Source organism: Arthrobacter sp. yr096 (assembly GCF_900108925.1).
GTDB lineage: Bacteria > Actinomycetota > Actinomycetes > Actinomycetales > Micrococcaceae > Arthrobacter.
The window spans coordinates 585,797-611,522 of the sequence record NZ_FNYI01000003.1 but is presented as its reverse complement, the minus strand read 5'-3'; the positions used below and the strand labels follow the sequence as shown (position 1 = coordinate 611,522).

Here is a 25,726-nt window from a genome sequence, read left to right as displayed (position 1 = left end):
AGGCGGCTAAGCCTTTCGCAGACGGAGGGCCACAACTTCCCTGGCTGCGGCAAGAAGTTGCTGTGCTGAAGCGTCCCAGTTGAATTCCGATGCCCGCTCCACGGACTTGCGTGAGCGCTGCTGCCAGAGACCGTCGCTTCCCAGTGCAGTCACAGCATCAGCGAATTCCGTGGGCGATTCGGGGTCAACGTAACTGACGGCGTCGCCGCCAACTTCCCGGAAGATCGGGATGTCGCTGGCGATCACCGGCGTCCCCAAGGCCATCGCTTCCACCAAGGGCAGGCCGTACCCCTCTGCGCGGGAGAGGCTGATGAGGGCGGTGGCCCGGACCAGGAGTTGGTCGTATTGGGCATCGGTCACACCGTTGTGGAACTGTACCTTCGCGCCCTCGGGAACCATGGCCTGCAGTTCTGCCCTGCGCTGGGGCGTGATCCGGCTCAGAAGATGAAGAGTGTAGTCCGGCAGGCCGGCCATCCCCCGGATCATGGTTTCCACGTTCTTGTACGGCATGAACGAACCCATATAGAGCAGGGTCTTGTCGGCGCCGGCGTCGGGGTCGCGGGGTGTCTGGCCGGGTTGGGGAGCGTTGCCCACAATCCGCACCGGCCGCTTGGTCAGCTTGTACTTGGCCATCAAAGCCTCAGTGGTGCGGCTGATGGTGGCCACCACGTCCGCCCGGTTCAGCAGGAGCCGCTGCGGCCAGAAGGCCTTGTGGTACAGCCGCCACAACAAGCGCACGGGCGCTGGGAGGAAGCCCGGGGGAGTTGGGTGTTCGTAGTAGATGAGGTCGTGCAGGGTGAGGACCAGCCCATAACGTCGACCCAGGGTGCCCATGGTCTGCATGGGACACACTACGACGTCGGCACCCAACGGGTTGACTTTCCGGGCCACGAACAACTCCAGCGGAGACAAGGGGCTGTTGACCATTACGTAGGGGACGTCGGGCAGCAGGGTGAGTTGGCGCTTGTCGCTGATCAGCATGGTGACATCGGCGATCTTTGATGTCGCGGCTATGAGGCTAGAACCGTAGCGGCTGATGCCATCGTGGTGGTCCGTTCTGGTAAAGCGGGCATCGATGACAATTTTCACGCGGGATGTTCCTCCAGGAAAGTGCGGATGGCTGCTGCTGCCGGGACCGGCGTCTCATAGTGGATTAAGTGCCCGACGCCGGGGATGACTTCCAGCGCCGCATCGGGAAGGAGCGCCATGAGTTTGTGCTGGTTGGGAAGGGTGGCAATCTCATCTTTTTCGCCGGCGACGAGGAGCACAGGAAGCGTCAATTGACCGGCAACCTCGGCCACATGTCCCGAGACCGAGGCTTTGAAGGATTCCAGCAGGCTTTTCCGGTCCGAGAACGCGCTGAAATAGGCGTCGTGTTGACCGTGGATGAAGCGACGCAGGTTCTTGTCCTTGGTTTTGGCCATAGTGATGCTCATGACGCGGACGATCGCCCGATTGCGGAGGACGGCGAGTCCCAGGCGGCTGGGGAGCTTGGCTGAGACCTGATAGTAGAGCACTGCCAGTTTGGTCATGATTCCCTTGGGACCTTCCAGTGCCGGTGCGGCAATGGGGTTAACCAGGATCAGGGGGTAGACGGCGCCTGGATGCGAGGCCGCAAAATGGCTTGCCACGATCGAACCAAACGAGTGGCCAAGCAGCACAGTTTTGGGCCCCAGACCGAGGGCGGCCATGAAGCCGCTGATGAACTGGCCGTAGCGTTCAACGCTGTGCTCGCCGTCGACGAAAGGTTCAGAGCTTCCGAACGCCGGCAGATCAGGCATGATGATGCGCATCTCCGGGAGCTGGTCCGCAACGCGCAGCAGGCCGTGGTGGTCTCCGCGGAAGCCGTGGATGACCAGGATGGTACGGGTCTTGGGGGTTGTACTGACCGGTTCGTATGTCCAGTACGCCACGGCGCTGCCGTCTACCTCCACGTCTGAGGCGTGTGTGCGCCCCGCCAAGGAGCTGCTGAAGAAATCGCTGGGGGCCTGCGCACCTTGGGGCGAGTGCGCGGTGTCCACGTTATCCATATGGTGTTCCTAGTTCACGTTGTCCGGATGCGAGCCGGTGCGGTGGTGGCGTTCCAGAGTTGCGATGCCATCCATGTCGGTGCCATCCAGATCGAAGTCGAAAATGGCGAAGTTTTCCTTGATGCGTCCCGCAGAGCTTGCCTTGGGGATGACCAGATTGCCCAGCTGAAGATGCCAGCGGAGAATAACCTGCGCCGGGGTCCGGTTGTACTTCTCCGACAAGGCCACGATCGCCGGATCGGCCAGGACCTGTCCGCGGCCAAGGGGACTCCAGGCCTCAGTGGCGATGCCGAGTTGTTCGTGCAACGTCCGGAGCCGGGTCTGCTGCAGCCACGGGTGCAGTTCGATCTGGTTGACGGCCGGAACCACCTCGGCCTTCTGCATGAGTTCTTCCAGGTGTCCCGGCTGGAAATTGGACACACCGATTGCCCGCACTTTGCCTTCCCTGTACAGGGTCTCCATGGCTTTGTAGGTCTCTGCAAACAGGCCCCGCCCGGCGCAAGGCCAGTGGATGAGGTAGAGGTCCACGTAATCGAGGCCCAGGTTGGAGATGGAGGTGTCGAACGCCCGGAGGGTGGCGTCGTAGCCTTGGTCGTCGTTCCAGACCTTTGTGGTGACGAACAGATCCTCGCGTGAAAGGGCGTGGACCGACTCCCCGGAACCTCCAGTGCCGTTGTTGGCAGCCGCAGCATCTCCGATGGCGCCGCCTATGCCCCGGCCGACGCCTACCTCGTTGCCGTACATCGCTGCGGTATCGAAACGCCTGTAGCCCTCGCCCAGGGCGGTGGCCACCAGAGCATCTGCGTCTTTGGGCGGAACCTTATAGAGGCCAAATCCCAGGCGTTCCATCTGTACGCCGTTGTTTAATGTCAGCCGGGCTGGGGATCTCATAGCAACGACTCTACCCATTCCCTGCACGAATGCTTCAGGCATGGCCGTTGAAAGTGACCAGGCGTCGCGCAGAAGCTTCGTCCAGAATGAGGTCTGTTGCCAGGCCGGCGGCCAGTGCCCCCTGGAGCCCATTGATCTTTGAAGCACCTGATACGACGCAGATCCGGCGCCTGACCTGACGGAGTTGTTCGTGGCTGGGCCCGGTGGATCGCTCATTCAGCGTGATCCCGTCCGAAGATCCATCGCTGCGGAAGAAGACGGTTGCTACATCGCCCACCACATCGTCGGCAGCCAGCACGGTGAGATCGTGTTCATCCAGGTAACCGCCGGCGTACACGTGGCTGGGGTAGTCCGAATCCACGGAGCCCACGCCAAAGATGGCGATGCTCATGCGGGCCTGTAAATCCAGGATGCGTTGCACGCTGCGCTCATTCCACATGGCCGTCTTGGTGGATGCGTGGTCAAAAAAGGCAGGAACGGGGAACTGTTCCACCCGTGCGCCGTAGGCACTGCCGAAGCGCCGCATGATGTCGCTGGCGTAGGTGATACCGGTAGTTTGCATGTTTCCCGCCCCGTTGAGCTGTACCACGATGCTGTCGTGGGTCACCTTCCGGGTCAGGTGACGGCTGACCGCGCTGAGCGTCGCGCCCCACGCCACGCCGATGATGGCATTCGAATCCACCAGGGGGCCAATGGTTCGCGCGGCCTGCATGGCCACGCGGTCCAGGGTCTCTGCTTCGTTGAGGGTGTCCAGTACAGGGACAACGTGGACATCTACCCCGTACTGGCTCCGGATCTGGCTCTCCAACTCGGGACCGGTATCAAATGGGCTGCGAATCTGGACCTGCACCAGGCCGGTTTCCCGGGCAGAGGACAGCAGCCGGGACACGGTGGATCGGGACGTCCGCAACTCGCGGGCGATCGCATCCATGGTCAGGTCCTGCAGGTAATACATCTGTGCAGCCCGGAGCGCATCCGAGTGACGTGATCGTGCCATCTCATTTCCTTACTGCACGTTTGTGCAAATAGCTTGACTCCATTTTCCACCTTCGCAAGATTAGTGGTGAACGGTGCAGCAGCGATTGGCGCGGCGCACGAACCAAGCCCAAGGGAGCAGTTTTGGGACACAACAGGATTTCCGGTACCTCACAGCACGCACAGCAGCGCGACTCCGTCGTTGCACTGCAGGAGCGGCCCACGGCAAAGGTACTCATCATCGGCGGTGGCATCAATGGTGTCGGAACGTTCCGCGACCTGGCTCTCCAGGGTGTGGACGTTGCACTTGTTGAGCGCGGTGACTACTGCCAGGGAGCCAGCGGCGCCTCGTCCCACATGATCCACGGCGGTATCCGCTACCTCGAGAACGGCGAGTTCCGCCTCGTCCAGGAATCCGTCGTTGAACGCAATCGACTCCTCCGCATTGCACCGCACTACGTCAAGCCGCTGCAAACAACCATCCCGATCTTTAGCACCTTCTCCGGCATCCTGTCCGCGCCCATGCGATTCCTAACCCACAAACAAGGCAAACCCAAGGAACGTGGCGCGTTCCTCATCAAGGTGGGCCTGAGCATGTATGACTTCTTCTCCCGCGACGGTGGAAGCGTTCCCCGGCACCAGTTCCGTGGCCGGACCAAGGCCTTGGCGGAGCTTCCCAAGCTCCATTCGGGCATCAAGTACGCGGCAACCTACTTCGATGCCTCCGTCCATAACCCGGAGCGTTTGACCCTCGATGTCCTGCAGGATGGTGAGAAGGCCGGCCGTGGGGGAGGACTTCCGGGAGGCAGCGCCCGCGCCAGCAACTACGTATCGCTCGTCTCCATGGGATCGGACGGAGTCCGGCTCCGCGATGAGCTGACAGGCAAGGAATTCGATTTCCAAGCCGACGTCATCGTCAACACCACGGGTGCGTGGGTGGACCTCACCAACCAAGCCATGGGCGCAGTCAGCAAGTTCATGGGCGGCACCAAGGGTTCCCACATCGTGCTGGACCATCCGGAACTCCTGGCAGCCTGTAACGGCCGGGAGATCTTCTTTGAACACACCGATGGCCGCATCGTCCTGATCTACCCCATGGGTGACCGCGTGCTGGTGGGTACAACGGACGTTGATGCGGATATGTCCGAAGACGCCGTGTGCACGGATGAAGAAATCGACTACTTCTTCGACCTGGTGGGCCACGTATTCCCCACCATCAAGGTGGAGCGCGAGCAGATCGTCTACAGCTTCGCCGGGGTCCGTCCCTTGCCCCGCCACGACGAAACCCAGCCTGGATTCGTCTCCCGCGACTACCGCATCGAACGCAGCGTCCGTACCGGCAGCGATGCCGTCACGACGCCGGGCGGCAAGGCCGCCGTCGTACTCAGCTTGGTGGGCGGTAAGTGGACCACGTTCCGTGCCTTGGCCGAACACATGACCAATGATGTCCTGCGCGAACTGGGCATGGACCGCAAAGTCTCGACGGCGAAGCTCGCCATCGGGGGTGGCGCCGGCTTCCCCTCCACTGAGCAGGGTGAGCAGGAATGGATCAAGAAGCACATGGGACCGGGCCTCGACGCTGACCGCGTAGCCGTCCTGCTGACGCGCTACGGAACACGCGCCGACGCGGTCATCGACTACTTGAACGCCGGGCACGACGCGCCGCTGCGTTCCACCCGCGAACTGAGTGTCCGGGAGCTGGCCTTCATGGCTGAGCACGAGCAGATCGGGCACCTGGTAGATGTCCTTATCCGCAGGACCTCGCTCGCATTTCGTGGCCTGGTCACCGGCGAATTGCTCAATGAGATCGCCGCAGCGCTGGCAGAGCCGCTCGGTTGGGACGCCGCTGCCCGCGAAGCGGAAATCCGCCACGCACAGGAAGTACTGCAAAGGTTCCACAAGGTTGACGTGCACAGTCTCGTAGCCTGACACCAAGCAGCGGAAAACAGCTTGACCGTCCCGGCGTGCGGCAGGGACGGAATGGGGTAGGTGGGCCCGATAGGGGGACCACCGCACCGGGACGGTTCCGGAGACAACGGAACCGTCCCAAACGGCCTCTTCACCCGCGAGGGGGCTGACAACAGAAAAATGAGGAGTCAAAGATGTCTCTTGGAATTGTTTTCCTTTCCGAAGTATTCGGAACCATGATGCTGACCCTGCTGGGTTGTGGCGTCGTGGCAAACGTTGCGCTCAAAGGCACCAAGGGCAACAACGGTGGATTCTTGATGGTGACGTGGGGCTGGGGTATTGCGGTCTTCGCGGGCGTTTTCGTGGCCGCAAAGTCCGGTGCGCACCTGAACCCGGCCGTCACCTTGGGCCTGCTGGTCAAGGGGAGCAAAGAATACGCCCCGGATGTTGCAGTCACTTTCGGCTCAACCCTGACGTACTTCGGCGGCGAACTGCTGGGCGCCTTCCTGGGCGCCGTTGTCTGCTGGCTCGCTTACAAGCAGCACTTCGATGAGGAACCCTTGGCAGCCAACAAGCTGGGTACTTTCTCCACAGGCCCGGCCATTCGGTCCACGCCGTGGAACCTCATCACGGAAATCATCGGTACGTTCGTCCTGGTGTTCGTCATCCTGACCTTCGGTGGAACCCCCTCCGGCCTCGGTCCGCTGGCAGTTGCGTTGCTGGTTGTCGGTATCGGTGTATCCCTCGGTGGCCCCACGGGCTACGCCATCAACCCTGCACGTGACCTTGGCCCGCGTATCGCGCATGCTGTCCTCCCCATCAAGGGCAAGGGCTCCAGCGACTGGGCCTACTCCTGGATCCCCGTCGTCGGACCCCTGGTTGGCGGTGCCCTCGCAGGCCTGGTGGCCATTTGGGTCCCGGACATCATGCCCGCACTCGCCGGCTAGCCGTGCACGAAACACATCGCTAATCCGCACGCCGTAGATAACCACCTGAGTAGATAACAACTTCAGACAAGGACGTCACCATGAATCAATACGTCATCGCCATTGATCAGGGCACCACCAGCTCCCGCGCCATCGTGTTCGACCACTCGGGCAACATCGTGTCCACGGGTCAGATGGAACACGAGCAGATCTTCCCGCAGGCGGGCTGGGTTGAGCACAACCCCGCCGAAATCTGGAACAACACCCGCGAGGTCATTGCCTCGGCCCTTTCCAAGGCGAACCTGACGCGGCACGACATCGCCGCCGTCGGCATCACCAACCAGCGCGAAACGGCTGTCGTCTGGGACAAGAACACCGGCGAGGCCGTCTACAACGCCATCGTCTGGCAGGACACCCGCACCCAGCCGATTGTCGATGAACTCGCCAAAGACGGAGGGCTCGAGCGCTTCAAACAGAAAGTCGGCCTGCCACTGGCTACCTACTTCTCGGGTACCAAGATCAAGTGGATCCTGGACAACGTCGAAGGAGCCCGTGAGCGTGCGGAAGCCGGCGACCTCTTGTTCGGCAACACCGACGCCTGGGTTCTGTGGAACCTGACCGGCGGTGTTGACGGGGGCGTACACGTCACCGATGTCACCAACGCCTCGCGCACCCTTTTCATGGACCTGGAGACACTGCAGTGGGATCAGGAGATCCTGGACATCTTCGGTGTCCCGGCGTCCATGATGCCCACCATCAAGTCCTCCTCCGAGGTCTACGGCCAGGTTCACACCTCGCAGTTGCTCCGTGAAACTCCTGTAGCCGGCATCCTCGGCGACCAGCAGGCGGCTACGTTCGGCCAGGCTGCATTCCAGGCCGGCGAAGCCAAAAACACCTACGGCACGGGTTGCTTCCTGATCTTCAACACGGGCGAGGAGATCGTTCACTCCAAGAATGGCCTGCTCACCACGCTCGGCTACAAGCTGGGCGATGCCAAGCCGCACTACGCCCTTGAAGGCTCCATCGCCGTCACGGGCTCGTTGATCCAGTGGCTCCGCGACAACCTGGGCATGATCAGCTCCGCCCCGGAGGTCGAGGAACTGGCCGCAGCAGTGGAGGACAACGGTGGCGTGTACATCGTCCCCGCCTTCTCCGGCCTGTTCGCTCCGTACTGGCGGGCAGACGCACGTGGCGCGATCGTTGGCCTCACGCGGTTCGCCAACAAGGGACACATCGCCCGTGCAGCGCTGGAAGCCACAGCCTTCCAGACCCGCGAGGTACTCGACGCCGTCAATGCCGACTCGGGCGTTCCGCTCACCGAGTTGAAGGTCGACGGCGGCATGGTTGCCAACGAGGCTCTCATGCAGTTCCAGGCCGACATTCTGGGCGTACCCGTAGTCCGCCCGAAGGTTGTTGAAACCACGGCCCTCGGTGCTGCATATGCCGCGGGCCTGGCTGTCGGATTCTGGAAGGATCTCGGAGAACTGAGTGCCAACTGGAACGAGGACAAGCGCTGGGAACCGCAACTGCCGGCAGAGGAGCAGGAGCGCCAGTTGCGTCTCTGGAAGAAGGCAGTAACAAAGTCCATGGACTGGGTCGACGAGGACGTTAAGTAGTCATCTCCCGACGTTGACGGCAGCCGCGCCTGCCCCGCCCGCTTCGCGGTGCCCACCACACCCGGGCGAGGCGCGGCTGCCGTCAACTCATCCATCAGTTCTGTAAGCCGCTCGATGCGACGTGGGAGTTTGATCGTGCGCTATTGTAGATCTATGCGTGCGATCCTTCTGCTTAGCTAGCCGCCCGGCTTTCAACAGCCGTGCGGCCGCCCCTCCATTGTTGAGGGGCTTTTGTGTGTCCGGGGCTTTCCGGGAATGCAGCAGGAGGCAAAACCGCCATCGAAGAACAGAAGAGGGCAGCAGTGAGCGTTAAGCCGGAGACAGAGACCGGAACAGCACAACCAGCCGCAGCCGAAGCGCCAGAAGAAGGCGTCTACAGCTTCGCTGCGATGGAAGCCAAGTGGCCACAGGTGTGGGAAGACCTTAAAGTCTTCACGCCTGCCGACGACGGCTCGCGTGAACGCCGCTACGTGCTGGACATGTTCCCTTACCCTTCCGGCGATCTCCACATGGGGCACGCTGAAGCGTTTGCCATGGGCGATGTCGTTGCACGCTACTTGCGCCAGAAGGGCTTCGACGTCCTGCATCCCATCGGCTGGGACTCTTTTGGCCTGCCCGCCGAGAACGCGGCCATCAAGCGCAACGCCCACCCCAGCGAGTGGACCTACGCGAACATCGACACCCAGGCAGCGTCGTTTAAGCGCTACGCCATTTCCGCCGACTGGTCCCGTCGCCTGCACACCTCGGATCCCGAGTACTACCGCTGGACCCAGTGGTTGTTCAAGCGCTTCTACGAGCGTGGCCTGGCCTACCGCAAGGATTCGCCGGTCAACTGGTGCCCGAAGGACCTGACCGTCCTCGCGAACGAGCAGGTTGTCAACGGCGCCTGTGAGCGCTGTGGCACGCCGGTCACTAAGAAGTCGCTGAACCAGTGGTACTTCAAGATCACCGATTACGCCGACCGTCTGCTCCAGGACATGGACCAGCTGCAGGGCCACTGGCCGGAGCGCGTTCTGGCCATGCAGCGCAACTGGATTGGTCGCTCCGAAGGCGCCCACGTACGGTTCGTCATCGAGGAGACCGGGGACCGGGCCGAACGCGAAGTCACCGTCTTCACCACGCGTCCGGACACCCTCTACGGTGCAACGTTCTTCGTTGTCGCTGCTGACGCGCACCTGGCCCTGGATCTGGTGACCCCGGAACAGCATGACGAACTCATGGCCTACCGGGAGAAGGTTAAAGCCCTCTCCGAAATCGAGCGGCAGTCCACCGAGCGCGAGAAAACGGGTGTGTTCACCGGCCGCTATGCCATCAACCCGCTCAACGGCGAAAAGCTCCCGGTCTGGGCTGCTGACTATGTGCTCGCTGATTACGGAACCGGCGCCATTATGGCCGTCCCTGCCCACGATCAGCGCGACCTCGACTTCGCCAAGGCCTTCAACCTGCCTGTCCGGGCAGTACTGGACACCGGCGCCGAAGATCCGGCAGAGACGGGCATCGCCAGTGCTGGCGAAGGCACGCTCAAGAACTCCGGCGAACTGGACGGGCTCACCAAGTCTGAAGGCATTCCCGCAGCGATTGAGATCCTCGAGAAGCTGGGAACCGGAGAGAAGTTCGTCAACTTCCGGTTGCGCGATTGGCTCCTGAGCCGTCAGCGTTTCTGGGGCACGCCGATCCCCATCATCCACTGCGGTGAATGCGGCGAAGTTCCTGTACCCGATGACCAGCTGCCCGTCAGGCTCCCGGACAATCTGCGGGGCGAAGCGTTGTCCCCTAAGGGCACTTCCCCGCTGGCCTCAGCCGTCGAGTGGGTCAACGTCGAATGCCCCAACTGCGGCCGTGCTGCGCAGCGCGATACCGACACCATGGACACCTTCGTGGATTCCTCCTGGTACTTCCTGCGCTTCGTGTCGCCCGACTACACCGATGGCCCGTTCGATCCTGAAAAGATCAACAACTGGATGCCGGTGGGCCAGTATGTGGGCGGCGTAGAGCACGCTATCCTGCACCTGCTGTACGCGCGCTTCTTCACCAAGGTCATCAAGGACATCGGCCTGATCGAAGCCAACGAGCCGTTCTCTGCGCTGCTCAACCAAGGGCAGGTGCTCAACGGTGGCAAGGCCATGAGCAAGTCCTTGGGCAACGGTGTGGACCTCGGCGAGCAGCTGGACAAGTTCGGCGTGGACGCCGTCCGCCTCACCATGGTCTTCGCTTCGCCACCGGAGGACGACGTCGACTGGGCGGATGTTTCGCCGTCGGGTTCGGCCAAGTTCCTGGCCCGTGCCTGGCGTCTGGGCCAGGACGTCAGCAGCGAACCGGGCGTTGACCCGGCGAATGGTGACCGGGTCCTGCGCACCGTGACCCACAAGACCATCGCCGATGCCGCGGATCTGTTGGACAACAACAAGTTCAACGTGGTGGTTGCCCGCCTGATGGAACTGGTCAATGCCACGCGTAAGACCATTGACTCGGGCGCCGGCGCCGCTGACCCGGCCGTGCGCGAGGCCGTGGAGGCTGTAGCGGTCATCCTGAGCCTCTTCGCTCCGTACACCGCAGAAGACCTTTGGAACACGTTGGGTCACCCAGCTTCAGTTGCGAATGCAGGCTGGCCGAAGCACGACGACGCACTGCTCGTGCAGGACACTGTCACCGCCGTCGTGCAGGTCCAAGGCAAGGTCCGCGACCGCCTGGAGGTTTCGCCGGACATCACTGAGGACGGCTTGCGCGAACTCGCCTTGGCCTCCGAAAATGTCCAGCGTGCGTTGGACGGCCGCGGCATCCGCACCGTGATCGTGCGGGCACCTAAACTGGTGAACATCGTCCCTGCCTAGCAGGGATGGTGCGGCCGCCGGCACTGTGCCGGCGGCCCGCCTGCCATCATCTTTGGAGGTTGCGTGCCTGAGCGAGAACCACCCGCATGGATATGGCTTAAGGAACGAGTTGCCCGACTCCGACAGCCCACTGCGCCGGTTCCTGTCGCTGACCAGCCGCTGGCCGCCGTCGTCAAGACCGCAGTGGTCACCGATTCTGCCGCTGCACTGCCAACCGACTGGGTGTCCGCCTTTACAGCCGATGGGCGCCTTGCCGTCGTTCCCATGCCTGTGATGGTGGGCAACGAAATCTACGGTGAAGGTGAAGACGACATCACCCAAACCCTGGCGCTGGCTTTGGCCTCGGGCGCGTCGGTGAAAACATCCCGCCCCTCGCCCGGTCAGTTTGAGCAGGCGTATCTTGCTGCCCAACGTCGCGGCTTCGAGTCCGTGGTGTCCATCCACATATCTTCAGAGCTGTCCGGGACCGCTGATGCGGCACGCCTTGCTGCTGCCCGCGTCACCATACCGGTGGAAGTTGTGGACTCACTCACCGTCGGAATGGCGCAGGGCATGGGAGTACAGAGTGCCGTGGTGGCTGCGGCTGATGGTCAGGACGCCGCAGAAGTACGGGGTTTTGCCGAGCGGCGCATGGAACGGACCAAGGTCTACTTCTACGTACCCAGCCTGGAACAGTTGAGGCGTGGCGGACGAATCGGGGCGGCGGCGTCACTTCTGGGGACGGTCCTCGCCATCAAGCCCATTCTGGCGGTCGACGGCGGAAAGATCGTCCCGCTCGAAAAGGTTCGGTCCGCTGCGCGCGCCGTGGCCCGCCTCGAGGAGATCGTTGCAGCGGACGTCGCCTCCAGACCTGCGGGCCAGCAGCGATTGGCGGTTCACCATTTTGGCAACCAGATGGAGGCCGAGGCTTTGGCTGCCCGGCTTAATGAGAAATGTCCGGACTGCCCGGCACCCCAAATCAGCGCGCTCCCGGCTGTCCTGGCGGCGCATGCCGGACTTGGTGTTCTTGCAGTCATCGTAGGGGAGAGCAGTACTCCAACCGGCTGATCCGTCGTTTGCCCTTTTCCACATAGCTCACTTCTTACGCGCCGTAATGGCAGCAGCAACCATAGGCTCGTTCCATGCCACGTCGGAACCGGGACGCTGCCCCAGATGCCGCAGCACAGGCGGTCCGGCAGCGGTTTGCTTCCCGGATGGGCACGGACACCACGGAAACTTCGCTATTACAGTTGCCCGTTGAGCCTGATCAGGCGCCGGATGACTCGTGCTCCGAATCCCAGGCGCGCAGTGCGCGGACGCGGTGGAGAACCCCCTGGCGGGTTGCGGTGGTGGTGGCCATGGTGGGAGCCGGCATCATGGCCTGGCACGTGTGGCACTCAGCCGCGGAACAACCGACGTCGGAACCTCTGAGCCGCTCAACGTCGTCCAGCCCGGGGCCACCGGATCAATCATCATCCCCGCAGCCGGTGGCCACGGACGCTGAAGCGAGTACCAAACTGCTCGTCCACGTAGCGGGCGCCGTGCAGAAACCCGGAGTGGTTTCGTTGCCGCCCGGCAGCCGCGTTTTCCAAGCCATAGATGCTGCCGGGGGTGCCACAACCAACGCCGAGCTCGGCGGCCTGAACCTCGCTGAAGTTGTCCAGGACGGGGCGAAAGTCCGTGTTCCAGCCTTGGGCGAGGCAGAACAGCCCTCCCCGTCTGCGCCTGCCGGCAGTGCTTCCGGCAGCACCGGCAATTCCACTGGAGGTGGCGCAAAGATCAACATCAACACGGCGTCACTGGAAGAGTTAGGCACGTTGCCCCGCGTGGGGCCAGTGACGGCGCAGAGAATTGTGGACTGGCGAAAAGAACACGGGCAGTTTGCTTCCGTGGACGAACTGGATGCCGTTGATGGCATTGGTCCCAAGCTTATGGAGTCCCTCAAGGACCTTGTGACGGTGCAGGGTGGCTGATGCTCCTGACCAAGCGTCTACCTCCAAGCGGGTGGACGGCAGGCTGGTGCCAGCCGTACTGGTGACGTGGTCCGCGGCCTTGGCTGGCGGTTTCCTGGGCGCTGCCTGGTCCTGGACGTTGGCAGGTGTGTTGGCCGTACTGGGAGTTGCGTTGACAGTGCTGGGCCGGCGCCGGCGGCCCGCAGGGGCACGTGCAAGGACCGTCCCGGCCACCCTTGCGTTGGCGTGCGTGCTGGGAGCTTCGGTGGCAGTCCACTGTGCTGTCACGGCAGGCGGGCGTGAGGAGGGTCCATTGGTTGAGGCTGTGGCAGGCGGGGACGGTGTTGTCATCAAGGTCCTGGTCACTGGCACTCCCGTCGCAGTCCTCACACCGGGCCGCTCAAGTGGAACCCGGTGGAGTGTTCCGGCGAACCTGATTGAGCTCACGTCCGGGGGCACGGTGGTGCGCGGCAACGCAGACCTTGTGGTGGTTGGTGGTGAAGGCTGGCAAGGTGTGCTGCCGGGGCAGAGTGTGAGAACCACGGGCACCCTCAAGGAAGTCCGCCAGGGACAGTCCCAGGCGGCTCTTCTGGCTGCGTCTTCCCCGCCGGTCATCACTGCCTCGGATGTCGATATCCGGGGGTCCGCCGCGTCCCAGCGTCAAAGCTTCGTGACCGCTGCCAAATGGTTGCCGCCGGATGCGGCCGGGCTATTGCCGGGCATGGTCACCGGTGACACCAGCGCGCTTCCGGAAAGCCTTGATGCGGATATGAAGACTACAGGCATGACTCACCTGACTGCCGTCAGCGGGGCCAATTGCAGTCTTGTCCTGGGTGCCTTCATTCTTCTGGCGCGGTGCCTAAAGCTGCCACGACCAGTTGCTGCTGCTTTCGCTGCGGCTGGACTGGCCGCATTTGTGGTGCTGGTGGGCCCCGATGCGAGCGTTCTTCGGGCGGCCGTCATGGGAATCGTTGGACTTGCGGCATTGGTTGGAGGCTTGCGGGGACGCTCCCTGACTTTCCTGTGCCTTGCGTCGCTGCTCCTGTTGTTGGTGGACCCGGCCATGGCAGCCAATGTTGGTTTTCTTTTGTCGGTTCTTGCGACGCTGGGGATTGTGCTGCTGGCCAGACGCCTGACATCGTGGATTCCTGCCATCGTGCCGCGATGGCTGGCGGCCGGGGTGGCTGTGCCATTGTCGGCGCAGCTAGTGTGCGGCCCGGTCATTGTGGCACTTCAGCCGCAGTTCACCCCGTACGCCCTGATCGCCAACGTGGTTGCTGGTCCCTTGGTTGCACCTGTGACCATACTTGGGACGATCGCAGTGCCTCTGACCACAGTCCTTCCTTGGCTGGCGGTGGTGGTGATCGCTATAGCAGGGACATGTGCAGGGGCGGTCGCTGGTGTCGCGAGGCTCCTCGCCCACCTGCCCGGCGCGGCGCTGCCGTGGGCAGAAGGCCCGGTGGGAATCGTGTCCATGGCGATCTGTTCAATGGTGACTGCTTGGTTTGTCTGGGCTGCTCTCCACCCCGCAGGTGTGATGAATCACGTCTTGTCCTTGCACGGTGCCATCGTGGTACTCCTGGAGCGCGTGGCCCCGCCCAGGCATGGCAGACTTGAAGCCTCCAAAGAAACGTCCGGAAGGAACCACCTGTGGCTGCTGCCCAAAACACCCGGGCCAAAAGTGTCGCGGCGAACACCGTCAGCTGGCGGGATGCGGCACCGGCCGCCGTAGTCCTGATCATGGGCCCGGAAGAGTACCTTGGAATCCGGGCCATGGATGGCATCCGCACCCAGGTCCGAACAGCTACCCCGGATGTCGAGCTCAGCCGGCTCAACGCCGGCGCTTACGAGGCAGGGTCTCTGGCGATGACCGTCACGCCGTCACTCTTCGGCGAAGGAAAGCTCATTGAGGTGGAGGGCCTCGAGGCGATGAATGATGCCTTCCTGGCCGACTGTTGGGCTTACCTTCAGCATCCGGACCAGGACGTCGTCCTTGTGTTGCGCCATGCAGGGGGAGTGCGTGGCAAGAAGTTGCTCGACGCCGTGAAGTCCGCTGGCTGGCCCGTCATAGATTGCCAGCCGCTGAAGAAGGACTCGGACAAGACGGCATTTGTTGTCTCTGAATTCAGGGCTGGAGGGCGTCGCATTGAGGGCGAAGCCGTCCAAGCCTTGGTCAATGCCGTAGGTGCCAACCTTTCAGAACTCGCGGCAGCTTGCAGCCAACTCATCGCTGATGCCACCACCGCGGTTACGGCGGAGACCGTGGAACGTTACTACGGCGGCCGGGTGGAAGCCACAGCATTCAAGGTGGCTGATGCTGCCATGGCCGGAAATGGGCCGGTGGCACTGTCCACCCTGCGGCATGCCTTGGCTACCGGAGTCGATCCGGTTCCCCTGGTTGCGGCGTTGGCGGCAAAGCTGCGGACCTTGGCCAAGGTTGCAGGAGCCAATGGTTCACCGGCCAGCATCGCCAAGAACCTCGGCATGCAGCCGTGGCTCGTGGAGCAGGCCCAGCGTGATGTCCGCCGCTGGACGCCGGAGGGCCTGATCCGCTCAATCCAGGTCATTGCGGAAGCGGATGCCCAAGTGAAGGGCGAGTCGCGGGACCCTGTCTATGCAGTGGAGCACGCGGTGACAGTGATTGCCACGTCAGCCAGTCGCCGCTGACACCGGCAAGCGCTGACGCCGGAAAGGGGTAACGCCGTCGCCGGTCACACAGCTTATTAAACCCAAAGGCCGGCACCCAATGGGTGCCGGCCTTTTGATCAGCTCAGTCGAACTGGAAAACCTTAGAGTGCGTTGACCTTCTTGGAGATCGCCGACTTGCGGTTTGCAGCGTTGTTCTTGTGAATAACGCCCTTGCTGACAGCCTTGTCCAGCTTGCGGCTGGCAGCAACAAGTGCAGTTCCAGCAGCATCCTTGTCAGCAGACTCAACGGCGGTGTTGACGGCGCGGATGGCCGTCTTCAGCTCGGACTTGACCGCGTTGTTACGCAGGCGAGCCTTCTCGTTGGTGAGGATGCGCTTCTTCTGGGACTTGATATTAGCCACGTATGAACTCTCTTTTTAATGCGGAAATGGTCTAGAGGGTTTTCAGGTTGGCCATCGACTGAGCGGCGTGGGGATGCCTATGGCAGCCAACCATGAGTGGCCGTCGACCTGCACGGACACACAGCTATAAAGGATAGCAGAAAGTCGAGCGTAACGCCGACCCGCGCTCAGTTCGACGTGAGCCGCGCGGCCAAGGCGCGTGAGACTTCCCTGAATTCGGACTTTCCCAGGACAGCGCCTTCACGCCTGATTGCGTTGGAATCCATGCGAATGACACGGCCTAGGTTGACCTCGCTCGGCCTGCCTTGACGGTCCCAGGGTCCAGAGCCGATGTCCACATAATCACCCGAACGTGCCCCGTTGTCGTGATCTTTGGACGTCAGCATCAGGCCAAGCAGCCACTGCTTGTCCCGTCCAACAAGAAGGACAGGACGGTCTTTGCCCCGGGTGTGATCCTCTTCGTAGGGGACCCAACTCCAGACAATCTCTCCCGGGTCGGGTTGGCCGTCCGGTTTGGGGGAGTAATTGACCTTGACGGGCCCTCTGTAGTCGCCGGGGTAGGGGATTGGTTGATGCTCGACGGCGGTTCGCCGGGTTTGCTGCCTCGGAGCGCCGACGGGCGCGCCGGCTTTGGTGGCGTTGCCTCCCAACGCCTTGAATGTTCGCCGGAGAAGTTTGCCCAGGGGGCGGAAGTCGAAAGCCATGTGACAACGCTACAACTACCCGCTGCGGACGCCTCGTACGCGATGTACGGCGAAGCGCTGGTTCATGGGAGACTAGAGGATCAGATGCGCGGCGTGTTCCGGCTGGCCTATGCCCAGTTCCAGGAATTGCCGTGTGAGTGTCGACAGTAAGGATCCTGCGTGTCTCCCATGGCCCGCACCGCACCGGTGCCCGCCGCAACAGATCCGGCCATCATCCGGAACTTCTGCATCATTGCCCACATTGACCACGGTAAGTCCACCTTGGCCGACCGCATGCTGCAGTACACCGGCGTCGTTAAGCAACGCGACATGAAGGCCCAGTATCTGGACCGCATGGATATCGAACGTGAGCGCGGCATCACCATCAAGTCCCAGGCTGTTCGCATGCCCTGGGAACTCGATGGGAACAGCTATGCGCTGAACATGATCGATACTCCTGGCCACGTCGACTTCACTTATGAAGTCTCCCGTTCCCTTGCGGCCTGTGAAGGCGCAGTGCTGCTGGTTGACGCAGCCCAGGGCATCGAGGCGCAGACCCTCGCCAACCTGTATCTGGCGATGGAAAACAACCTCACCATCATTCCTGTGCTGAACAAGATCGACCTCCCGGCCGCCCAGCCCGAGAAGTACGCGGCCGAACTTGCAAACCTCATTGGTGGCGACCCCGAGGACGTCCTCAAGGTATCCGGCAAAACGGGCGTCGGCGTTGAGGCGCTGCTGGACAAGATTGTCCGCGATCTCCCGGCTCCCGTAGGCGATCCGGATGCTCCCGCCCGGGCCATGATTTTCGACTCCGTCTATGACACTTACCGCGGCGTTGTCACCTACGTCCGTGTGGTGGACGGCATGCTCCATCCGCGTGAACGCATCCAGATGATGTCCACCCGGGCAACACACGAGCTCCTGGAGATTGGTGTGAGCTCGCCGGAGCCAACACCGTCCAAAGGCTTGGGCGTGGGTGAGGTGGGATACCTGATCACAGGCGTGAAGGACGTTCGTCAGTCCAAGGTTGGCGATACCGTCACCAACCTGGCCAAGCCGGCGTCGGAGTCGCTCAGCGGTTATGCCGACGCGAAGCCCATGGTCTTCTCCGGTCTCTATCCCCTGGACGGCACGGATTATCCGGTACTCCGCGACGCCCTCGAAAAGCTGATGCTCAACGACGCCGCGCTGGTGTACGAGCCCGAGACATCTGCAGCCCTGGGCTTCGGCTTCCGCGTAGGGTTCCTCGGATTGCTGCACCTGGAAATCACGCGTGAGCGCCTGGAGCGTGAGTACAACCTTGACCTCATCTCGACGGCTCCCAACGTGGAGTATGAGGTGACACTCGAGGACAAGAAGGTCATCCACGTCACCAACCCCAGCGAGTACCCCACCGGCAAGATCTCAGAGGTCCGCGAGCCGATGGTCTCTGCCACCATCCTGGCGCCCAACGAGTTTGTGGGTTCCATCATGGAGCTGTGCCAGAGCCGACGTGGGCAAATGCGGGGCATGGACTACTTGTCCGAGGACCGCGTTGAGCTCCGCTACTGGATCCCGCTGGCCGAGATCGTCTTCGACTTCTTCGACCTCCTGAAATCCAAGACCCGCGGCTACGCTTCGCTGGACTGGAAGGCCGACGGCGAACAGGTCGCAGACCTCGTCAAGGTGGACATTCTCCTGCAGGGTGAACAGGTGGATGCTTTCAGTGCCATCACGCACCGTGACAAGGCTTATGCCTACGGTGTGATGATGACCGGCAAGCTTCGCGAACTCATCCCCAGGCAGCAGTTCGAGGTGCCCATCCAGGCTGCCATCGGATCCCGCATTATTGCCCGCGAGAGCATCCGGGCCATCCGCAAGGACGTTCTTGCCAAGTGCTACGGCGGTGACATCACCCGTAAGCGCAAACTGCTTGAGAAGCAGAAGGAAGGCAAGAAGCGCATGAAGATGGTGGGTCGCGTTGAGGTGCCGCAGGAAGCATTCATCGCAGCCCTGACCACTGACGAGTCCAAGGACAAGGCCAAGAAGTAAATGCCCAGCGTCCTACCTTTGGGCGACCCAGCACCTGCGGATGGCGTCTTGCCGCCGCAGGTGCTGGCCGGCGTCGAGCATCGCAAATTCGGGCTCTACGTGCACATCCCCTTTTGTGCCGTGCGGTGCGGCTACTGCGATTTCAACACCTATACAGCCACGGAACTCGGGGGCGGTGCCTCGCAGGATGCCTACGCCTCCACGGCTATTTCCGAGCTGGACTTCGCGGCAGTAGCCCTTGACGCCTCAGGTTTGCCTCGCCGGCCCCTCAGCACCGTCTTTTTCGGTGGTGGCACCCCCACCCTCCTCCCAGCGGAGGATCTGGCACGGATCCTGCGTGCCGCCGTCGAGCAGTGGGGGCTGGAACCCGGCGCCGAGGTGACCACCGAGGCCAACCCCGATTCCGTCACGCCTGAGTCCTTGAAGGTGTTGGCTGACGCTGGCTTCACCAGGGTCTCGTTTGGCATGCAGTCTGCCGTGCCGCACGTCTTGAAGGTGCTGGACCGGACGCATACGCCAAGCCGCGTACCACTGGTTGTGCAGTGGGCACGTGAGGCTGGACTGGCCGTCAGCCTCGACCTCATTTACGGGACACCGGGGGAGTCCATGGCGGACTGGCAGCTGTCCCTTGAAACCGCACTGTCCTACGGCCCGGACCATATCAGTGCCTATGCGCTGATCGTGGAGGATGGTACCAAGCTGGCTGCCCAGATCAGGCGTGGCGAAGTCCCTGGCATCGATGACGACGACCATGCTGCGAAGTACGAGCTTGCTGACCAGATGATCTCCGAAGCTGGTTTGAGCTGGTACGAGGTCAGCAACTGGTCCAGGACACCCGAGCAGGCTTGCCGGCACAACTTGGCCTACTGGCGCGGTGATGACTGGTGGGGCATTGGGCCGGGTGCGCACTCGCACGTGGGAGGCGTCCGTTGGTGGAACGTCAAGCACCCCACAGCGTATGCATCACGGCTTGGGTCCGGTGGTTCGCCGGCTGCCGGAAGGGAAACGCTCGACGCAGATACCCGGGAAGTCGAGCGCATCATGCTGGAAGCGCGGCTTGGGACAGGTCTGGCAGTAGACGCCCTGGATGCCATCGGACGGCATGCGATGGCCGGGCTGATTGCTGATGAGCTGGTTGACCCAGTGCAGGCGTTCAAGGGTCGCCTTGTCCTGACCCTTAAGGGTCGGCTCCTGGCTGACGCCGTCGTCAGGCGCATACTTCCCGATTAGCGGTGGTTGGCTGAGCGCGTTTCGGCACAGCCGTGTTTCGGCAGAGTCCGGCTTCGGCTCGACCGTGCCGCGTGGAGGCTACTTGATCCAGCGCAGGTTGAGCCGGTAGCGGTGCGGCTGACCATGGTTGACCCGAATTCCTGCGGATACGGAGAAGCACGTCAGGGCAACCCAGATGCCGGTGGCAATCACAGCGAAGATATTGCCCACTACCGGCAGCAGCACGAGGATGTTTGCCAGGACAGCGGCAATAGTGGGAGGCAGCGTGAAATTCAGCGCTTCCTTCGATTCCTGTGCCGTAAACGGTCCCCGGTCGCGGAAGATCAGATAGATAAGCAGGGACGGCAGGCATCCCAAAATGCCGCCGAAGTGCGCCAAAGTAGCCCACTGCCTGTCTTCGCTGGCGGTCAGCGGGAGCGCATTGGCAGGCGCACCATGGTACTGGGGCTGGCCTGCGGCGCTGCCCGGTTCTTCAGGAGCGTTCTCTGCCACGTTGTGTTCCCTTTGCTGTAAAGATGCTGCGGTGTTGCTGTCCCAGAATACCGGCCTTGGCGGGCTTCCCGGGACAAGCACCACGATGACACGTCAGTTGCTGCCGCTTTGGGGGCCCCGGTCAGGGGACTGTGAGGAAGTCGATGACTTCCTCGACGCGGCCCAGCAACGATGCCTCAAGGTCGGCGTAGCTTCGAACCGCTCCGAGGAGCCGTTGCCAGCCCAGGCCGATGGCCTCGGCGGTCTCATGGGGCCAGCCGAAGGCACGGAGAATCCCGGTCTTCCAGTCGATCCCCCGGGGCACCGAAGGCCACGCGTCGATCCCCAGCACCTTAGGCCGGATGGCTTGCCACACGTCAATGTAGGGGTGACCGACGATCAGGACATTTCCGGCAGCTCCTGGCACGGTCATGGCCTCGGCCGCAATGCGGGACTCCTTGGAACCGGCGACGAGGTGGTCCACCAGGATGCCGAGGCGGCGGGCGGGACCTGGATTAAAGGCCGCGATCGCAGATTTCAGGTCGTCCACGCCGTGGAGGGGCTCTACGACGATTCCTTCGACCCGCAGATCGTCGCCCCAGACTTTCTCGACCAGTTCGGCGTCGTGCTTTCCTTCTACCCAGATGCGGCTGGCCTTGGCCACCTGGGCGCGCTGGCCTTGCACCCTGACGGAGCCGGAGGCAGTCCGCCCCGCAGCTGCACCGGAAGCGGGTGGGCGCGCGGCGGGCGGCATCAAACGGATTGCCTGCCCTTCAAGCAAGAAGCCGTATCCGAGCTGGAACGACTTCGTCTTCCCGCGCCTGTCCTCAAGGGAAACAATGTGCATGCCGCCGGTCTTTTCTACGCGCGTGACCTCACCCACCCAGCCCGACTGGACGTCCTCAAGGACCATTCCCCGCTGGACTGGTACCTCTGGGAGTTGGCGTTTGGCAGGAGCGGACAGATCCTGCGGACCCCAATTGTCGAAAGCCAAGGAGTTCCTACCTTTGTGCTGGTTTGTGCCGGGCATCAGATCACCGTGGCTGCTGTTGCCGCCCCACCTGGCTGATCCGGGCGTTGGGCGGTTTCAATGCTAGCAACGGGGTGGCTCATACTAGACTTGTTAGCACTTGGGCATGTTGAGTGCTAAATGCGGTGATCCGTTTGCGGTCCCGCGGTGACCGGTCGGAGTGACCACGGAAGTCGTCAGGAGGTGGAGCAATGAGTGAGCCACGCAAATTGGAAGTGCTGCGGGCCATCGTTGAGGATTACGTGCATTCGAGGGAGCCTGTCGGATCGAAGGCACTCGTCGAGCGGCACCATCTTGGTGTTTCCAGCGCCACCATCAGGAACGACATGGCTGTCCTGGAAGAAGAAGGCCTCATTGCGGCGCCACACACCAGCGCCGGCCGCATTCCAACGGACAAGGGTTACCGGTTGTTCGTTGACCGTATCTCCCAGGTCAAGCCGCTGTCTGCGGCAGAACGCCGCGCGATCCATTCATTGCTTGAGGGGCCCGATGATGTCGATGACATCCTGGAGCGCACAGTAAGGCTTCTGTCGCAACTGACCAACCAAGTGGCCGTCGTTCAATACCCGCACTCCAACAGGGCCCTGGTCCGCCACGTTGAGTTCGTCCTGCTGGCACCCAAGCAAGTGCTTGTCGTCCTGATCGCGGACACCGGCAGTGTTGGCCAGAAAGTCATTGAGGCCGGTTCGGACACGAGCAATGAGGCCTTGATGCTTTTGAGGTCGCGGTTCCTCGGCAACATCGCAGGGACGCAGCTGGCACTCTTGCCGCAGGTACTTCCATCTGTGGTTGCCCTGTGTCCGCCGGAGCTTCGCAGTCTGGCCCAAACACTGGCTCACGGGCTGCAGTCGCTGAGCGACACCAGCCGGGAAGAGCGCATCCTGATGGCCGGCACAGCGAACCTCGCCCGATCCAATGTGGACTTCCCGTTGAGCATTGGTCCGGTCCTGGAGGCGCTTGAGGAACAAGTTGTCATGCTCCGGTTGTTGTCCGACATGGGGGATGACCCCCGTGGCGTCACAGTGAGCATTGGCCGTGAGAACCCCTACGACGGTTTGGCCGAGGCGTCTGTGGTTGCCACAGGCTACGGCTCAGGTGCCAAAGTGGGGATTCTCGGTCCTACAAGGATGGACTATCCCACCACCATGGCCGCGGTTCGCGCAGTGGCCCGTTACCTTTCACGCATTCTCGGCGGCTGAACGCCGGCCCGAGGAAACATTCGCAGTACAACAAGGAAGAGATACCGACTTTGAGCAGCCACTATGACGTTTTGGGAGTCTCTCCGGAAGCCACCGGGGAAGAGATCAAAAAGGCGTACCGCAAGTTGGCGAGGAAACTTCACCCGGACGTCAATCCCGGTGAGGACGTCGCAGAGCAGTTCAAGGCCGTGACCCATGCTTACGAGGTGTTGTCAGACCCCCAGAAGCGCCGCGTTTACGATGCCACGGGCAACGAGAACGGCACTGACAACGGCTTCGGCGGTGGATACTCCGGCCAGGGCTTCGCCTTCCAGGATATCTTCGACACCTTCTTTGGCGGTGGTGGAGGGCATGGCGGACCGGCGTCCCGTGTCCGTCGCGGCCAGGATGCACTCATCAGCGTCCGCATTGACCTCAAGGATGCCGTGTTCGGCGTCAACAAGAAACTTGAAGTGGACACGGCCGTTGTCTGCCCCACGTGCGACGGCAGTTGCTGCCGCCCGGGTACCCACCCGGAACGTTGCGATATTTGTGGCGGCAGCGGCCAGGTTCAGCGTGCGGTCCGCTCCATCCTGGGCCAGGTCATGACCACCGCGCCCTGTGGTTCCTGCGAAGGCTTCGGATCTGTTATCAAGGATCCCTGCAACGAGTGCAATGGACAGGGGCGTATTCGCAGCCGCCGGTCCCTGACCATCAAGGTCCCTGCCGGCGTTGCAACCGGTACACGGATCCAGCTGTCCGGACAGGGCGAGGCGGGGCCAGCGGGCGGCCCTGCAGGCGACCTTTACGTGGAGATCCGGGTCAACAACGATGCCATGTTTATGCGCGAAGGCGATGACCTTCACGCCACGCTGAGCGTGCCCATGACTGCCGCGGCCCTTGGCACGGAACTGAAGCTCGAGACCTTCGATGGCGCGCAGGACATTGATGTGAAGTCCGGCACCCAGTCAGGTGAAATCATCACCCTTCGCGGACTCGGCGTCACTCATCTTCGGGGTTACGGCCGCGGGGACCTCAAAGTGCACCTCCACGTTGAGACACCCACCAAGCTCGACCCCGCCCAGGAAGAATTGTTGCAGCAGCTCGCCAAGCTTCGCGGGGAGCAGTTCACCGAGGGAAAGCTTGTTGCCAGCGGCGGCATGTTCGCCAAGCTGCGGGACAAGCTCGGTAACCTGTAGCGGTGAGCAATCCCGTTTTCTTCGCACCAGTCGGCAGCCTCGGCCACGTGAACCCCGGTTCCACGTTTGTCCTGGAAGGGCCTGAGGCCCGGCACGCCGTCACGGTCAAGCGCCTGGCCGTGGGAGAGCCCGTTGACATCGCTGATGGTAAGGGGGCCAGGCTTACAGGGACAGTTGCCGAAACGGGGCCTGGCACATTGACGGTCACGGCCTCGGATGTTGTGTTCGAGGATCAGCCGGACGTGCGTTTGGTGCTTGTCCAAGCCCTGGCCAAGGGTGATCGCGATGAACTTGCCATTGAGACTGCTACGGAACTCGGAATAGATGCCGTGATTCCGTGGCAGTCGGAGCGCTCGATTGTGCGGTGGAAGGGAGATCGCGCGGCAAAGGCCCATGCCAAGTGGCAGTCTGTGGTCACCGCTGCGGCCAAGCAGGCCCGGCGGGCATGGATACCGGAAGTGCGGCAAATCCTGGATACCGGGGCGCTGGCCAAAGCCGTAGAGAACGCGGATCTGGCCATCATCCTTCATGAAGACGCCAAGAATCCCTTGCGTGCGGTCCTCGAGGAATTGGAGGCGTCCCGTGAAGCGCGTCGCGACGCACCTCGGGAAGTTCTCTTGATTGTGGGGCCGGAGGGCGGAATTTCGCCACGTGAGGTGACGCGTCTCAGCGACGCCGGGGCCGTGACGGCACTCCTGGGTCACCACGTCCTGCGGTCGTCGACGGCGGGTCCCGCCGCCGTCGTTCTCGCCAGCGACGTTTTGGGCCGCTGGTAGAACAAATCAGCCGACGCTGAACAGCCGGGTATCCGTAGTGGCTTCAATGGTCTTGCCGGCATCATCGGCCTGTGAGACCCGCAACTCGTACTTGCCGGGCTTCAGCGTTGCACTGAAGGTGAAGACGCCGTACTGTCCAGGCTCGCCGGTCGCCTTCACCTGCCCGGTCAGGAGGCTGGCTTTTTCGCCTTTGCCCGTGTCTTGGAGGATCTGCCAGTTCACGGGTTTGGAACCGTCCGTGCTGCGGCCGTTGAACTTGACCGCACCTGCCGGCAGTGACGTATCTTCCTGCGGGTCAATAATCCACAGGGGTGCCACGAGCGATGCATCGCGCGCCATAGGTTGGCCCAGCTGCACTTGGCCGAACGCCATATAGTCCTTGTGTCCGTCAACCAGGATGACCACCTGGATTTGCTGGCCTGAATTGATCAGGCCGGAGGACGAGGCCGCCGCCGTAGCGGTGTACACCAATTGCTGGATGGCCCGCTGCGCCATCCCTGCATCAAGGTTCGAATTGAAGGCATCACGGGAAATATCGACCGTGATCACGTTCTTCCCGGAGATTGAGGTGGCCAGGCTTGCAGGTTCCTGCCAGGGCGTGAAGAAATCGTGGTCCAGGGGCTTTTGGGCCATCATGATCCGCAGCGCAGTTGTCACGGGATTTCCGTCGCCGGAGATGTCCCTGAACTCACGGTAGAGGTAGACCTCTTCCTTGCTCCGCCCGATCCAATACACGGGAATCTTGGTGGAGGCCTGGGTCGTTTCCAGGGGAGCATTGCTTGCAGGTGCGTCCTGGACGGTCAGAGACGGCGGCCCTGACGTAGCTGGAGCGCCCTCGCCATTGGCGATGCATCCGGTGAGGAAGAGGACAGCAAACATCGCAGGCACGGCCATTGCGGATTTTTTCCGTTGGCGCGCGCCTTTAGCGTTGTTGGCTGAATCCTTGATGGAGTTTCCTGTCCTGAAG

At 62.3% G+C, this 25,726-nt stretch carries 22 protein-coding genes; 13 read left to right on the top strand and 9 right to left on the bottom strand.

The window, feature by feature from the left end; translation table 11 throughout:
* Positions 1–6: 6 nt before the first annotated feature.
* Genes BMY91_RS10670 through BMY91_RS10655 form a run of 4 tightly spaced genes read right to left on the bottom strand, consistent with a single transcriptional unit; the run spans position 7 to position 3,918 of the window.
* A complete protein-coding gene (locus BMY91_RS10670) occupies positions 7–1,089 on the bottom strand; it encodes a glycosyltransferase family 4 protein (protein WP_090821639.1) in 1,083 nt (360 codons plus the stop codon).
* Positions 1,086–2,030, bottom strand: coding sequence for an alpha/beta fold hydrolase (locus tag BMY91_RS10665; RefSeq protein WP_090821637.1), 945 nt, complete (start codon positions 2,028–2,030; stop codon positions 1,086–1,088). Before BMY91_RS10665 ends, BMY91_RS10670 begins: the two co-directional genes overlap by 4 nt.
* A gap of 9 nt (positions 2,031–2,039) precedes the next feature.
* The gene (locus tag BMY91_RS10660) at positions 2,040–2,921 is read right to left on the bottom strand and encodes an aldo/keto reductase (RefSeq protein ID WP_090821635.1); all 882 of its coding nucleotides are present in this window, start codon (positions 2,919–2,921) and stop codon (positions 2,040–2,042) included.
* Between the two features lie 34 nt (positions 2,922–2,955).
* Positions 2,956–3,918, bottom strand: a complete 963-nt coding sequence (locus BMY91_RS10655; protein WP_090821633.1) for a sugar-binding transcriptional regulator — start codon at positions 3,916–3,918, stop codon at positions 2,956–2,958.
* 122 nt (positions 3,919–4,040) lie between these two features.
* Here BMY91_RS10655 and BMY91_RS10650 point away from each other — a divergent pair, with 122 nt between their 5' ends.
* The 8 genes from BMY91_RS10650 (at position 4,041) to holA (ending at position 15,775) form a co-directional block, all read left to right on the top strand.
* Positions 4,041–5,825: a glycerol-3-phosphate dehydrogenase/oxidase gene (locus BMY91_RS10650; RefSeq protein WP_090821631.1), complete on the top strand. Its 1,785-nt coding sequence runs from the start codon at positions 4,041–4,043 to the stop codon at positions 5,823–5,825.
* A gap of 173 nt (positions 5,826–5,998) precedes the next feature.
* A complete protein-coding gene (locus BMY91_RS10645; RefSeq protein WP_090821629.1) occupies positions 5,999–6,751 on the top strand; it encodes an MIP/aquaporin family protein in 753 nt (250 codons plus the stop codon).
* 80 nt (positions 6,752–6,831) lie between these two features.
* Positions 6,832–8,346, top strand: coding sequence for a glycerol kinase GlpK (gene glpK, locus BMY91_RS10640; protein WP_090821627.1), 1,515 nt, complete (start codon positions 6,832–6,834; stop codon positions 8,344–8,346).
* 302 nt (positions 8,347–8,648) lie between these two features.
* Complete coding sequence (gene leuS / locus BMY91_RS10635) at positions 8,649–11,177, top strand: leucine--tRNA ligase (RefSeq protein ID WP_090821781.1); 2,529 nt, start codon at positions 8,649–8,651, stop codon at positions 11,175–11,177.
* Between the two features lie 63 nt (positions 11,178–11,240).
* Positions 11,241–12,224, top strand: a complete 984-nt coding sequence (locus tag BMY91_RS10630; protein ID WP_090821625.1) for a DegV family protein — start codon at positions 11,241–11,243, stop codon at positions 12,222–12,224.
* A gap of 74 nt (positions 12,225–12,298) precedes the next feature.
* The gene (locus tag BMY91_RS10625) at positions 12,299–13,129 is read left to right on the top strand and encodes a helix-hairpin-helix domain-containing protein (protein ID WP_090821623.1); all 831 of its coding nucleotides are present in this window, start codon (positions 12,299–12,301) and stop codon (positions 13,127–13,129) included.
* On the top strand, positions 13,122–14,840 hold the full coding sequence (locus BMY91_RS10620; protein ID WP_090821621.1) for a ComEC/Rec2 family competence protein: 1,719 nt from the start codon (positions 13,122–13,124) through the stop codon (positions 14,838–14,840). The genes BMY91_RS10625 and BMY91_RS10620 overlap by 8 nt, the downstream gene beginning before the upstream one ends.
* Positions 14,759–15,775: a DNA polymerase III subunit delta gene (gene holA, locus BMY91_RS10615; RefSeq protein ID WP_090821619.1), complete on the top strand. Its 1,017-nt coding sequence runs from the start codon at positions 14,759–14,761 to the stop codon at positions 15,773–15,775. The genes BMY91_RS10620 and holA overlap by 82 nt, the downstream gene beginning before the upstream one ends.
* A gap of 122 nt (positions 15,776–15,897) precedes the next feature.
* Here holA and rpsT read toward each other — a convergent pair whose 3' ends face one another.
* Both rpsT and BMY91_RS10605 read right to left on the bottom strand, forming a co-directional pair.
* The gene (gene rpsT, locus BMY91_RS10610; protein ID WP_011774926.1) at positions 15,898–16,158 is read right to left on the bottom strand and encodes a 30S ribosomal protein S20; all 261 of its coding nucleotides are present in this window, start codon (positions 16,156–16,158) and stop codon (positions 15,898–15,900) included.
* 167 nt (positions 16,159–16,325) lie between these two features.
* Complete coding sequence (locus BMY91_RS10605) at positions 16,326–16,862, bottom strand: type II toxin-antitoxin system PemK/MazF family toxin (RefSeq protein ID WP_090821618.1); 537 nt, start codon at positions 16,860–16,862, stop codon at positions 16,326–16,328.
* Between the two features lie 159 nt (positions 16,863–17,021).
* On the opposite strand from BMY91_RS10605, the gene lepA reads away from it, so the two are divergent.
* Both lepA and hemW read left to right on the top strand, forming a co-directional pair.
* Positions 17,022–18,875, top strand: coding sequence for a translation elongation factor 4 (gene lepA / locus BMY91_RS10600; protein WP_026540780.1), 1,854 nt, complete (start codon positions 17,022–17,024; stop codon positions 18,873–18,875).
* Complete coding sequence (gene hemW / locus BMY91_RS10595) at positions 18,876–20,105, top strand: radical SAM family heme chaperone HemW (RefSeq protein WP_090821616.1); 1,230 nt, start codon at positions 18,876–18,878, stop codon at positions 20,103–20,105.
* 78 nt (positions 20,106–20,183) lie between these two features.
* Here hemW and BMY91_RS10590 read toward each other — a convergent pair whose 3' ends face one another.
* On the bottom strand, positions 20,184–20,597 hold the full coding sequence (locus tag BMY91_RS10590; protein WP_090821614.1) for a DUF4870 domain-containing protein: 414 nt from the start codon (positions 20,595–20,597) through the stop codon (positions 20,184–20,186).
* A 121-nt stretch (positions 20,598–20,718) separates the two neighbouring features.
* Positions 20,719–21,570, bottom strand: coding sequence for a DUF3097 domain-containing protein (locus tag BMY91_RS10585; RefSeq protein ID WP_090821612.1), 852 nt, complete (start codon positions 21,568–21,570; stop codon positions 20,719–20,721).
* A 227-nt stretch (positions 21,571–21,797) separates the two neighbouring features.
* Here BMY91_RS10585 and hrcA point away from each other — a divergent pair, with 227 nt between their 5' ends.
* The 3 genes from hrcA to BMY91_RS10570 are packed head-to-tail and all read left to right on the top strand — an operon-like array spanning position 21,798 to position 24,759.
* On the top strand, positions 21,798–22,805 hold the full coding sequence (gene hrcA, locus BMY91_RS10580) for a heat-inducible transcriptional repressor HrcA (RefSeq protein WP_090821610.1): 1,008 nt from the start codon (positions 21,798–21,800) through the stop codon (positions 22,803–22,805).
* A 50-nt stretch (positions 22,806–22,855) separates the two neighbouring features.
* Entirely contained in the window at positions 22,856–23,983 is a 1,128-nt protein-coding gene (gene dnaJ / locus BMY91_RS10575; RefSeq protein ID WP_090821608.1) for a molecular chaperone DnaJ, read from the top strand.
* 2 nt (positions 23,984–23,985) lie between these two features.
* Entirely contained in the window at positions 23,986–24,759 is a 774-nt protein-coding gene (locus BMY91_RS10570) for a 16S rRNA (uracil(1498)-N(3))-methyltransferase (protein ID WP_090821606.1), read from the top strand.
* Positions 24,760–24,765: 6 nt separating this feature from the next.
* On the opposite strand, the gene BMY91_RS10565 is transcribed toward BMY91_RS10570, so the two are convergent.
* Complete coding sequence (locus tag BMY91_RS10565) at positions 24,766–25,653, bottom strand: GerMN domain-containing protein (protein WP_256212686.1); 888 nt, start codon at positions 25,651–25,653, stop codon at positions 24,766–24,768.
* Positions 25,654–25,726 lie beyond the last annotated feature (73 nt).

What these genes read in the sequence shown, in the direction of transcription:
- BMY91_RS10665 (WP_090821637.1), bottom strand. Translation starts at nt 2,030, where the DNA reads ATGGATAACGTGGACACCGCGCACTCGCCCCAAGGTGCGCAGGCCCCC.
- BMY91_RS10660 (WP_090821635.1), bottom strand. Translation starts at nt 2,921, where the DNA reads ATGAGATCCCCAGCCCGGCTGACATTAAACAACGGCGTACAGATGGAA.
- BMY91_RS10655 (WP_090821633.1), bottom strand. Translation starts at nt 3,918, where the DNA reads ATGGCACGATCACGTCACTCGGATGCGCTCCGGGCTGCACAGATGTAT.
- BMY91_RS10645 (WP_090821629.1), top strand. Translation starts at nt 5,999, where the DNA reads ATGTCTCTTGGAATTGTTTTCCTTTCCGAAGTATTCGGAACCATGATG.
- glpK (WP_090821627.1), top strand. Translation starts at nt 6,832, where the DNA reads ATGAATCAATACGTCATCGCCATTGATCAGGGCACCACCAGCTCCCGC.
- BMY91_RS10625 (WP_090821623.1), top strand. Translation starts at nt 12,299, where the DNA reads ATGCCACGTCGGAACCGGGACGCTGCCCCAGATGCCGCAGCACAGGCG.
- BMY91_RS10605 (WP_090821618.1), bottom strand. Translation starts at nt 16,862, where the DNA reads ATGGCTTTCGACTTCCGCCCCCTGGGCAAACTTCTCCGGCGAACATTC.
- hemW (WP_090821616.1), top strand. Translation starts at nt 18,876, where the DNA reads ATGCCCAGCGTCCTACCTTTGGGCGACCCAGCACCTGCGGATGGCGTC.
- hrcA (WP_090821610.1), top strand. Translation starts at nt 21,798, where the DNA reads ATGAGTGAGCCACGCAAATTGGAAGTGCTGCGGGCCATCGTTGAGGAT.
- BMY91_RS10565 (WP_256212686.1), bottom strand. Translation starts at nt 25,653, where the DNA reads ATGGCCGTGCCTGCGATGTTTGCTGTCCTCTTCCTCACCGGATGCATC.